The organism is Bradyrhizobium sp. (genome assembly GCF_035309285.1).
Classification (GTDB): domain Bacteria; phylum Pseudomonadota; class Alphaproteobacteria; order Rhizobiales; family Xanthobacteraceae; genus Bradyrhizobium.
This window is the reverse complement of sequence record NZ_DATGFH010000175.1, coordinates 38,859-49,945: the sequence shown is the minus strand read 5'-3', so window position 1 is coordinate 49,945 and position 11,087 is coordinate 38,859. Positions and strand designations below refer to the sequence as shown.

9 protein-coding genes and 1 tRNA gene are annotated in these 11,087 nt (G+C 62.4%); 2 read left to right on the top strand and 8 right to left on the bottom strand.

All coding sequences use genetic code 11. From position 1 onward, the window contains the following. Nucleotides 1–249 precede the first annotated feature (249 nt). From VKR55_RS32095 to dapA, 4 genes are all read right to left on the bottom strand, one after another. Nucleotides 250–831 carry a peroxiredoxin gene (locus tag VKR55_RS32095; RefSeq protein ID WP_324409418.1) on the bottom strand — a complete coding sequence of 194 codons (582 nt, stop codon included), beginning with the start codon at nucleotides 829–831 and terminating at the stop codon, nucleotides 250–252. A gap of 144 nt (nucleotides 832–975) precedes the next feature. After that, complete coding sequence (smpB, locus tag VKR55_RS32090) at nucleotides 976–1,449, bottom strand: SsrA-binding protein SmpB (protein ID WP_324409417.1); 474 nt, start codon at nucleotides 1,447–1,449, stop codon at nucleotides 976–978. Nucleotides 1,450–1,465: 16 nt separating this feature from the next. Further along, complete coding sequence (gene mscL, locus VKR55_RS32085; protein WP_324409416.1) at nucleotides 1,466–1,879, bottom strand: large conductance mechanosensitive channel protein MscL; 414 nt, start codon at nucleotides 1,877–1,879, stop codon at nucleotides 1,466–1,468. A 41-nt stretch (nucleotides 1,880–1,920) separates the two neighbouring features. Beyond that, nucleotides 1,921–2,811 carry a 4-hydroxy-tetrahydrodipicolinate synthase gene (gene dapA, locus VKR55_RS32080; protein WP_324409415.1) on the bottom strand — a complete coding sequence of 297 codons (891 nt, stop codon included), beginning with the start codon at nucleotides 2,809–2,811 and terminating at the stop codon, nucleotides 1,921–1,923. A 303-nt stretch (nucleotides 2,812–3,114) separates the two neighbouring features. Between dapA and VKR55_RS32075 the strand changes: the two genes are divergently transcribed. Beyond that, the gene (locus tag VKR55_RS32075; RefSeq protein ID WP_324409414.1) at nucleotides 3,115–5,313 is read left to right on the top strand and encodes a transglycosylase SLT domain-containing protein; all 2,199 of its coding nucleotides are present in this window, start codon (nucleotides 3,115–3,117) and stop codon (nucleotides 5,311–5,313) included. Between the two features lie 315 nt (nucleotides 5,314–5,628). Here VKR55_RS32075 and VKR55_RS32070 read toward each other — a convergent pair whose 3' ends face one another. Next, a complete protein-coding gene (locus VKR55_RS32070; RefSeq protein ID WP_324409419.1) occupies nucleotides 5,629–6,129 on the bottom strand; it encodes a MarR family winged helix-turn-helix transcriptional regulator in 501 nt (166 codons plus the stop codon). A 265-nt stretch (nucleotides 6,130–6,394) separates the two neighbouring features. Continuing rightward, on the bottom strand, nucleotides 6,395–7,969 hold the full coding sequence (locus tag VKR55_RS32065; RefSeq protein ID WP_324409413.1) for a porin: 1,575 nt from the start codon (nucleotides 7,967–7,969) through the stop codon (nucleotides 6,395–6,397). A 773-nt stretch (nucleotides 7,970–8,742) separates the two neighbouring features. Here VKR55_RS32065 and VKR55_RS32060 point away from each other — a divergent pair. Further along, a tRNA-Ser gene (locus VKR55_RS32060) sits at nucleotides 8,743–8,836 on the top strand. A gap of 149 nt (nucleotides 8,837–8,985) precedes the next feature. On the opposite strand, the gene VKR55_RS32055 is transcribed toward VKR55_RS32060, so the two are convergent. Then, nucleotides 8,986–9,279 (bottom strand): DUF3551 domain-containing protein, encoded by a 294-nt coding sequence (locus VKR55_RS32055; RefSeq protein WP_324409412.1) that lies wholly within the window; start codon nucleotides 9,277–9,279, stop codon nucleotides 8,986–8,988. A 132-nt stretch (nucleotides 9,280–9,411) separates the two neighbouring features. Next, on the bottom strand, nucleotides 9,412–11,022 hold the full coding sequence (locus VKR55_RS32050; RefSeq protein WP_324409411.1) for a hypothetical protein: 1,611 nt from the start codon (nucleotides 11,020–11,022) through the stop codon (nucleotides 9,412–9,414). Nucleotides 11,023–11,087: the final 65 nt, after the last annotated feature.

Genomic DNA, 11,087 nt, shown 5'->3' with positions numbered 1-11,087 from the left:
GAACGCCACATCCCGAGCTCGATCGCAACCATGCGCGCCCGCCTGATCAAAGCCCTCATCAAAACCTTGCCGCAATGTCCGTGCTGCGGCGCCCGCGCAGCATCGAACAGACGTAGACGCCCATGACGCAGTAAGATTAGCCACTCCTTGCTCGATAGCTTCAACGCGCGCAGGCCGAAGCGTAACCCACCGCGTGCCAGCGGAAGGAGAAGTGGTGGGTTACGCTTTCGCTAACCCACCCTACGATTCCTACGATTTCGCGGGATTTTTCTTCAGCCATTCCAGCACATCGCCCGCGTTCTGGTCCGGCGGGAACACCGGATAGAACACGTGGCGGATGCGCGCATCGTCGATGATCAGCGCGAGGCGCTTGATCAGCGTCAGCCCCGCGACCTCCATGGTCGGCAGCTTGAGCGCGCGCGTGAGCGCGAGCTTCTCGTCCGAGAGCACCGGGAACGGCAGATGCAACCGCGAGGCCATCTCGGCCTGATAGTCAGTGCTCTGCGTCGACAGGCCGAACACGTGCGCTGCGCCCGCGGTCTTCAATTCGGCGTAGAGGTCGCGGAAGGCGCAGGTCTGCGGCGTGCAGCCGCGCGCGCCCGGGATCATGTCCCAGTCGTCGACGAGAGCGATCTTGCCGGGCTCGCCGGTGCGGGGATAGGCGAACACCACCGTGCGCCCCTTCAGCGCCGAAAGCGCCACCATGGTGTCGTCAGTCGCGCGCAGGCTGACCGGCGGGAGCATCATGCCGGCGAGATGCGCCGCCCCGCCGTCATCGGCTGGCGCCGGGATCTTGCTCCAGTCCACGTCGAGCAGGTTTGGTTGAGCCATGATCTCATCCTCCTCAGGTCGTCATTGCGAGGAGCGAAGCGACGAAGCAATCCATGTCTCGACTCGTGGCACTATGGATTGCTTCGCGGAGCCTGTCATCGGGCCGCGCTTCGCGCGGACCCGTTGGCTCGCAATGACGAAGTCCTATCCTCTCGCGCGCAACAGGCGGCCTTTTTCGCGGCCCCAATCGCGCTTCTTCACGGTTTCACGCTTGTCGTGCAGCTTCTTGCCCTTGGCGACCGCGAGCAGCAGCTTCGCGCGGCCGCGCTCGTTGAAATAGAGTTTTAGCGGGATCAGCGTCATCCCCTCGCGGTCGACGGCGCCGATCAATTTATTGATCTGCTTTCGATGCAACAGCAGCTTCCTCGGCCGCTTCGGCTCGTGATTGAAGCGATTGGCCTGCAGATATTCCGGGATGTTGGCGTTGATCAGCCAGATCTCGCCGTTCTTGGAATCGGCGTAGGATTCCGCAATCGTGCTTTTGCCACTGCGGATCGACTTGACCTCGGTGCCGGTCAGCGCAAGGCCGGCCTCGACCGTGTCCTCGATCGCGTAGTTGAAGCGGGCTTTGCGGTTTTCCGCGACAACCTTGATCGCGCGTTCGTTCTTGTCGGCCAAGTCAGTTCTTCTTGAGTCAGCTCTTCTTGAGCAGGTCGCGGATCTCGGTCAGGAGCTGAACTTCCGCGGAGGGTTTGGGCGGCTCGGCCGGCCTGGTTTCCTCCTGACGCTTCAGCTTGTTTATGCCGCGGATCACGATGAAGAGCGAGAAGGCGATGATGACGAAATTCACCGCCACCGTGATGAAGTTGCCATAGGCAAACACCGCGCCCTGCTTCTTGGCGTCGGCCAGATTGGTGGCCGTCACCTTATCGGAGAGCCGGATGAAGTAATTGGAGAAGTCGACGCTGCCGATGGCGCCGATGAGTGGCATGATGAGGTCGTTAACAAGGGAATTGACGATGGCGCCGAAGGCCGCACCGATGATGATGCCGACCGCGAGGTCGACGACGTTGCCCTTCAGGGCAAATTCGCGAAATTCCTTGAGCATGGGCTGCTCCGTTCAATCGAGAAGGCGCGACCCGTCCAACTTCAGTTGATCAGGCCCGCATGCACCATGGCGCTGCGCACGGCAATGCGGGTCGATTCCTGCACCGGCACCATCGGCAGCCGCAGCCTCTCGTCCATCTTGCCGAGCAGCGACATCGCGTATTTGATCGGCGCCGGATTGGACTCGATGAAGAGATTGCTGTGCAGCGGCATCAGCTTGTCGTGCAGCGCGAGCGCCGTCTTGGCGTCGCCCTTCTGCCAGGCGAGGTGGAATTCCGAGCAGAGCCGTGGCGCCACGTTCGAGGTCACGGAGATGCAGCCATGGCCGCCATGAGCCATGTAGCCGAGCACCGTGGCATCCTCGCCCGAAAGCTGGTTGAAATCCTCGCCCATCGCCGCGCGCTGCTGCGACACCCGCACCATGCTGGCGGTCGCGTCCTTGACGCCCGCGATGTTCTTCAATTCCCACAGCCGCTTCATGGTGTCGACCGACATGTCGATCACCGAGCGCGGCGGGATGTTGTAGATGATAATCGGAATCCCGATCGCGTCGTTGATGGCCTTGAAGTGCTGGTACAGGCCCTCTTGCGTCGGCTTGTTGTAGTAGGGCGTCACCACCAGCACCGCATTCGCACCCGCCTTTTCGGCGTGCTCGGCGAGCTCGATGGCTTCCTTGGTCGAATTGGAGCCGGCGCCGGCGATCACGGGCACGCGGCCCTTCACTTCCTCGATGCACCACTCGACCACGCGCTTGTGCTCGTCATGGCTGAGTGTGGGGCTTTCGCCGGTCGTGCCGACCGGCACCAAGCCGTGGGTGCCTTCGGCGATCTGCCAGTTCACCAGCGAACGGAAGGCGGCCTCGTCGAGCGAGCCGTTCTTGAACGGCGTGACCAAGGCGGTGAAGGACCCCCGGAATTTCGTCTTGGCTGCCATGGAACTCCTCCCAACGCTGTTTAAAGGCTCGGCCTGCCCTTGAAACGCAATTCATATAAGGTCTGGCGCCCCCGCGAAAGGGCCGCGTACCTGCCCTCCCCGGAAACGACCGGACTTGCCCGACCTGCCTTTGGCCGCGATTTTGCCGCGGTGGCAGCGCAATAAGCTCGCCTGCCTGCGCGTTTAGTTTTTGTCCACGGTTTCTCTCAAATACTGCAAATCCCTTGGGGACCTGCTGATTCGCCGCGAAGGAAGGCCGTGACCCCGATTGTCCGTGCGAAAGCATTGCGATCGAGCGCAATATTGACTGTCTTGACGCTGGCCCTGGGATCTCAGGCGCTGGCCGCAACCTCATCCGCCAAGCATCAGCCGGCTGATGCCCCACCCGCCAAGCATCATAAGGTGCCGCTACCCAAGCCGCGGCCGATCGTGCGCAACGCGGTTCCCCACACGATTCCTCTTTCCGCAGCAACTGCGCCCGCCCGCGAAGCGGCCTCCCTGTCGCTGCCGCCGGTAGCGGTCCCCGCGCCTCGCCTGCGGGTCGTCGCTCCGACGCCGGCACGCAAGCCGATCGTGCCGGCCGCCGTCGCGGCGACCTCGTCGACCTCGAAGGCCGACCTCGACCAGCTTGCCGAAGTCATCAATCTCATTCGCAAGCACCAGCCTGACGACGCAACCCAGGCGGAGGCGGCGATCTCCGATCCGGTGGCCAAAAAGCTCGCGGAATGGCTGATCCTGCGCAGCGACAACAACAACGCCACCGTCGAACGCTATCGCGCCTTCCTCGCCGCGAATCCGAGCTGGCCGTCGCAGATCTTCCTGCGCCGGCGGCTCGAGGCCTCGCTCTGGGACGACAAGCGCGAGGATGAGGTGGTGTGGTCCTGGTTCGAGAACGAAACGCCGATCTCGGCCAAGGGCAAGCTCGCGCTCGCCAAGGTCATGCTGGATCGCGGCGACCGCGCCAATGCCCGGCGGCTGGTGCGCGATGCCTGGCGCACAGACCCGATGACGGAGGAGACCGAGGACGCCGCCCTCGACATGTTCGGCCCCCTGATCACGCCCGGCGATCAGAAGGCGCGCATGGATGCGTTCGGCTACACCACCGAGAACGAATTGGCGGCGTTGCGTGCGGCCAAGCGGCTGGGCGCGGGCTACGTGGCGCTGGTGAAGGCGCGGCTTGCCTCGGTGCGCAAGTCGTCCAACGCCAAGGCGCTGCTGGAAGCGGTGCCGTACGAGCTGCGCAGCGATACCGGCTACCTCTTCGCCAGGATCCAGCAGCTTCGCCGCGCGGAGAAATACGACGAGGCCGCTCAGCTCATGATGAGCGCGCCCCGCGACCCCAGCCGCCTCTACAATCTCGACGAATGGTGGATCGAGCGGCGGCTGATCGCGCGCAAGATGATCGATCTCGGCGAGTACAAGAACGCCTATCTGATTGCGCGCGACGCGGCGCCGCCCACGCGCGACGTCTACCGGACCGAACAGCTCTTCACCTCGGGCTGGATCGCGCTGCGCTTCCTCAACGATCCCCAGACGGCGCTCCAGCATTTTTCCCGCATCGGCATCGGCAGCGTCAATCCGACGACGCTGGCGCGCGCCGGCTACTGGAAGGGCCGCGCCGCCGAAGCGATGGGCCGCATGCAGGAAGCGCGCAGCTATTATGCGTCCGCGGCCGAGCAATCGACGAGCTATTATGGCCAGCTCGCCCGCGCGAAACTCAGCATGCCGCAGCTCGTGCTCAACGAAGTCCCGCGTGCGCGCGGCGCCGAGCGGCTCGAGATCGTCCGCGCCGTGCAGCTCCTGTTCGACCTCGACGAGCGCGAGATCGCGATCCCGATCTTTGCCGATGTCGGGGAGAACGGCGACGAGGAGGCCGTGCTCGGCCTCGCCGAGCTGACGGCACGCTATGGCTATGCCCGCGGCATGATCCTGGCCGGCAAGGCCGCGCTCAACCGCGGCATGCCGTTCGATCGCTACGCCTATCCCGTGACCGGCATTCCCGCCTACAGCCCGATCGGATCGGACGTGGAGAAAAGCGTGCTGTTTGCGATCGCGCGGCAGGAGAGCATGTTCAATCCGGGCGATGTTTCGCCGGCGCAAGCCTATGGGCTGTTGCAGGTGACGCCGGACGCCGGACGCTACGTCTGCAAGCGCGCCGGCGTCAGCTTCAATGTTGCCCGGATGAAGACCGATCCCGCCTACAACGCCGCTCTCGGCGCAGCCGAGCTCGGCGGCCTGATGGAGGACTTCCGCGGCTCCTACATCATGACCTTTGCCGCCTACAATGCCGGCCGCGGCAGTCTGAAGAAGTGGATCGAACGCTATGGCGATCCGCGCGATCCCAAGGTCGATGCGGTGGACTGGGTCGAGCTGATCCCGTTCTCGGAGACCCGCAACTATGTGCAGCGGATCATGGAGAACCTGCAGGTCTATCGCGCCCGCTTCGGCGGCGGCTCCAGGCTTCAGATCGAGGCCGACCTGCATCGCGGCGCGATCGAGTAAAGCGTGCTGAGATCAGGAGCTGAAACCGAGTCGGAGACTGTCCCTTCTCTCCTTGCGGGAGAACGTGGCGCGAAGCGCCGGATGAGGGGTTGTATCCGCGGGTGCAGCAAACAGTTTTCCGGGCGGAGAGAGACCCCTCACCCGGATCGCATCTTTCGATGCGATCCGACCTCTCCCACAAGGTCCCACAAGGGGAGAGGTGAACCGAATTCCCGGCGAACGATTCGATCAAAGCTCATCCCGCAGTGGCGGCGCTTACTTCTGACAGTCGCCGACGCGCTCACCGACCAATCCGGTCCTAATGTCGCAGACCAACTAGAGGTCCAGCTTTAGCTTCAAGACGCCCTTTGCAAAGCGATCGTCAAGACCTTCGAGGGTTTGAACCAGGCCCAGGAGTGCGGCTTCGTCCAGGTCCTGGAAGATGAACGCATCCAGATCTTGCCGCCGCGACGCGAGTTCCGCCAGCTGCTTGTAGCTCTTGTCGGTGAGCGACAGCAACACGATCCGGGCATCCTTGCTCGAGGCCTTGCGCCTCACAAAGCCTTGTTTTTCGAGCGCCTGCGATTGCGTTGTCACGAAGCTGGGATGGACCTGGGCCTTCTTGGAAACAACGTTCACGGGCACCCCCTCGCCCTCATCGAGTGCGGCCAATACGACGATGATCGACCACTGCGGCGCTGTGATGCCGAGTGCCTTTGCCCAGAACTGATGAATTTTCTCGAAGTACGCATTCATCGACACAATCGTCCAGGCGAATTGGACGATGCGGGCCCTGTCTTTCGCTGCGGTCTTTTTCACCAGACGGCTCTGAAGCATCTGCACCGCACCTCCCGAATGTGCCGCAAGGCTTGCCGAAGATGCGCGAAATCCTACCACCATCGCAACATGTCATCAAAACCGCCCACTCCCGAGCGGCGCCGATCGAGGGGTAATGACAAACATCGTCATACCGCCAACGCGAGCGCATGTGCTCGGGGTGAAGTCTCGATGCGCCATCCGATTGGCGCGCTGTCGGAAACAAAAGATAACCCCGGCGGTTTCCCGCCGGGGTCAATATCTCTCTCAGATCAGGCGAACCGGATTACCAGTTGCGCTGGGCACGGAGCAGAAGAACCTCGTTGTCCTGGTTCCTGAGCTCGTAAACAGCCGCCGGCTTGCCGATCGTGGTGCTGGCCGCGCTGACCGTTCCCACCATCTTCTGATCCAGATGCTGCCAGGTGAAGTCGGCCGAGAAGGTCAGGTTCTTGACCGGAGTCCAACGGGTGATGATGCCAGCCTGCGCAATGTTGTAGTTGGGGTTGCAGGTGGTGATCGCAGTACCCGCCGGGGTGATCGCATGGATCGAACCAGCAAAAGCCAGCCCGTCAACAACGCCGCCGCAAATCAGAGCCGCAGCGTCACCGCTGTAATGGACCGAGGCCCAGGCGCCGTAGATCGAGGTGTTCCAGTAGGGATCCCAGTTATGGGTGTAGCCACCGCGGCCGCCCCACGTCTGGACCAGCTTCTGCGCGGTTCCCCCTCCCCCGACCGCCGCCCCGAACACCGTGTCAGGAGCGATGCCGAAGCCCACGCTCTGATAGGCGCCGGCAAGGCCCGTGCTGCCATACATTGTGGCCGCACCTGCGTTCCCGCCTGCCAAATCCTGGATGTTGTAACGGGTTGCACCATCCGTAAACACACCCTGGACGTTGATCACGTCACCAGGTCCAGTCGGGATGTTCTTGATCGACAAGGCCGCCTGCACAGCCCAGCCCCACCGGTCGTCGGGATGGCCGGTCAGCTCAGTCCCGCCATAGTACGCCGCATGGTTGTCGTGCGCCGCCGCCGAGAACTTGAACAGACCCCAAGCCTGGTCGACGGTCACGCTGCCCACGATATCGGGAGCGGCCGTGCCGCCGTAGTCAGAGGTGCCAAAGGGGCCGCCGGCGCTGACGTTCATCACGCCAGCCTGATAGTAGGCCGTCGGATCCTGCGCCGAGATCGCCGCCGACACGCCGTTGCCGAACTGCGCGGTGTAGGTGAACTGGTTCACACCAGTGACCGTGCCGCCGCCGCCGACGAGACCGTCGTAGTTGTTGCCGGGATAGTTCGTCCAGGGCGCGCTGAACTCCGAGATGGCCTTACCCATCGTGAAGCCGGCGAACTGGATGAAGGCGTAGTACACGCCGACCGTGCCGCCGGCGACCGCACCTGCGTTGGCGTTGTTCGGCGCGGAGCCGAACGGGAAGGGTCCGACCGGCGAATAGACAGTCGCGCCACCGCCGGTGCCGGCGAAGCTGTCGTCCGTCCAGGAGAACGTCCCATCGAAGAACGTGCGCAGCACGCCGTACTCGGTCGCGGTGCGGGTGTCGATGCTCAGGTCTTCACGAGACCGCCAAGTGTAGGCGTTCGTGAAGCGATTGTGTGCACCACCGGCGCCCGACATGTTACCGGTATCGTCAGCGTTGGTGTTAATTGCGACGTCCATGCGCAAATAACCACTCAGCTTGACGCAGGTATCGGTGCCGGGAATGTACCAGAATCCGGCACCATACAGGGAGCAAACCTTCACGTATTCGACCGCTTTGGCCTTCAACGGAAGATCAGCCGCCTGTGCCCCGCCCACAGCGACCAGAGCCGCCGCAGAACCGAGCAAAAGGCTCTTCACCATCTTCATGTTAAACCTCCAAGTTGCTCTAATCAGGGAAGGTTCCGGATCCGCTGGGTGAGACACCCTAAGGTTGGTTCCCTTGTCCCTTAATCCACCGCTTAGGCCGCTTCGCGTCTTCGGACACACCCGCGAGAACGCGAGGGACTTAAGCGAACCACCTAGAACGGGACGACCTCGGGATGCCCCCCTCCGTCGCTCCATCACAATTACCGAAGGGACATGCACACGCAACAAAGGAACCGCTTGGAAAGGCGGTGTTAAGCGCGTTTTTGGGCGGGTGTTGCACAAATAACACGCAGCCGTGATCAAACTTCCGTCACAAGCCATTGTTTTAGCACATGATTTTAGAATGACCGAATTCGCCCGCCGATTGCCGCGAAAGCCATGGCGAGGAGAGTTTTCCCCGTCGCACGCGCCGACCGCACCAATCGAATCGAAAAGCCTGTGCGAATCCCTGCGGACAATGCAGCTCAAGCGAGCCGATGACGGTGTGAGCGGTCACCGCGCGTTGTTTGAGCCTCGCACTCTATATAGCGGCGCAGTTTGCGAGCGGCCCCAGTTCCAGCTTCGCAACAACGACTCAGGGATGCGCGGAAAGTGCGCCATTTTCAGGCTCAAGTTGAATCCTGAAGAGCGCGATCGGACGGAACTCGCGGGCCTTGCGCGGGGCTCGCGAAATCGCCGCAAGCAACCTTCGCCCCGGCCATGCACGAACGCTCTCAACAGCGTTCGATCTGCCGCTTGCGGCTTTCGGCCGGCTCGGGCATATCGGCCCTACCGGAGACGTGGCCGAGTGGCTGAAGGCGGCGGTTTGCTAAACCGTTATAGGCTTGTAAAGGCCTATCGAGGGTTCGAATCCCTCCGTCTCCGCCACGCTTCGCCCTTCGGGCTACGCGTGGCGCAGCCACGCAAAGACCGAAGGGCGAAGCGTGTCCGGCGAAGCCGAGCGTAGCAAGCGCGAAGACGGACGGACGCGCGACGCGCTGCGCAGGCATGGAGCTACCCGCGAGGTTGTCTGGAGATTAGCGCCTCCATGGGCGCGGTGCGCGCACGACGTTCGGCGTGCGCACGAAATACGGATTGATGTCGCATGTTGCTCCACGGGCCGAGGCCGAAGCCTGGCACTGCGCGATCGTGGTGAAGTCGCAATCCATGCGCTCGCCCGTCTGCAAGCCATACACGTGCATGCACACCGGATAGCGGGGATCGTACATTTGAGCCTTCACGGATGCGGACATAACGGTCAACGCGAGCGCCAGGACCGCAACCATCAACTTGACCACGAGAACCTCCAACAAAAGCAACACGTCGATCACTTGTACTATGCCGTGGTGGCGCTGATCCACCCCTAAGCTGTCAGTGGTCTCCAGACAGCCATGCCTTATGATCCGACGACGATGCTCAAGGCCGTCGTCGGAACAACTCCCGCGCAACGTGGCAGGATTCGCTTACGCCGCCGCCGATTGCAGCACCTTGCAGGCCAATCCCACCGTATAAACGTGAATGCCGTCGATCATGCAGTGATCGGGCTTGAGCTCGAACAGATCCTGCGGGCCCGTCAGCGGCCGGGCACTGCGAATCACGATGCAGGGATATTCGGTCGCGAGCTTGGCGTAGCTATAGGGATGGAAGTTCTTGTAGAGAACATTCGGACCGTAGACCTTGTCGTCGAGCAGCGCGGCAGCGTGCGTGTGGACGTAAGCCTCCGAGAATCGATTCGCGAGTTCCGGCAAGCCAAGCGCCATGTCGCCACCGTGATTCATCTCGTTTTCCGGTGCGCGCACGAACATGCGGGACACGTTCGCGCAAGCGGGTGCCGTCGAAACGATGATTTGAGACAACTTTGCGCCATTGCGATCGGCGGCCATCTCCACGAGCGCGTCATGGCGGACATCGAGCAGCGTTGTCACGATCAGGAACGCACAGCAGAGCGCTGCGATAGAGGTGATCGCGCGCGATGAAAGCCGCGGAAGCAGCCGCTGCACTTCGATGACGGCAAGAACCAGCACGCCGCCAGCCAGCACCCAGGACGCCATCATGTAGTGGAGCGCGAAATGCTTCGAGGTGGCGACGAGCTGAAGCAGGAAGGCGAAAGCCGCCGCAAGCAGCGTGAGACTGACGGGATCAAGAACACGCCTGGTTCTCGCCATCTGCAGCAATGCCGCAATCGCGCCCGCGACAAATATTCCGCACACCAGCGGTGCGGATCGGAGGATCTCGGCCATGTTGGACCAGAAGGTCGAAAGGTCGACAAAGCCGCTCTCACCGTGGCCGTAGACGCCCTTGTGGGTCGCCAGGCGCACGAGCCAGTGAAACCCGGCCGAGAACACCAGCGGGCAGAACACGCGGATGAACACGAAGAAGACGAAGACGGCGCAGAAGACCGCAGCCGCAACCGCCTTCCAGTTCCTGAGCAGGCTGACGACGAGCGGGACGAGCGCGAGATAGAGATATTTCGACGCCAAGCCGAACGCGCAGATCGATCCCAGCGCCGCTCCGGAGGCCGCGCTTGGCGGCTCCTTCCCGAGCGCAGCCTTAATCGACAGCGCCATGCCGAGCAGGGCAAAGGAGACCATGAGGCTTTCGGGAATCAACACCATCGCGAAATGATAGGTATCGGGATGGACGAACGGCCCCACCTGAAACAGCATCGCGGCGATCGAGCTCTGCGTCGCCCGGCGAACGATGAAACCGCACGCGAGCAGAACCGAGCTGAGGATCACCGCCTCGGCGGTACGCGCCGCATAGATGAGGCCATCGTAATTCTTCAGGCCGAATTCCACGACGTCTCTTGATCCCGCGACGAACGCCCATACCCTCGCGAGGATAGCGACAAGCAGAATGGTCGTCGTTCCCGGATGGTCAGCCTTCATGAACTGATGGCCCAGTGCGCCGACGAGGCCGTTCATCGCATAGGCGGATTCGGGATCGACCTGGTATCCCCAGGGGACCTGGCTGGCCGAATAGATGAGCGTGACCACGAGATAAAAAAGCGGGATCGCGGTGATCAAGTACCGGTTGAAACGGCTTGGCGAACCCTGGTCCGGAAAATACTGCATCGGCAAATTTCAGGTGATAGAGTTGCGCCGTCGCCAGTACCATATCCCGAAGCTGCCCAGGTCAA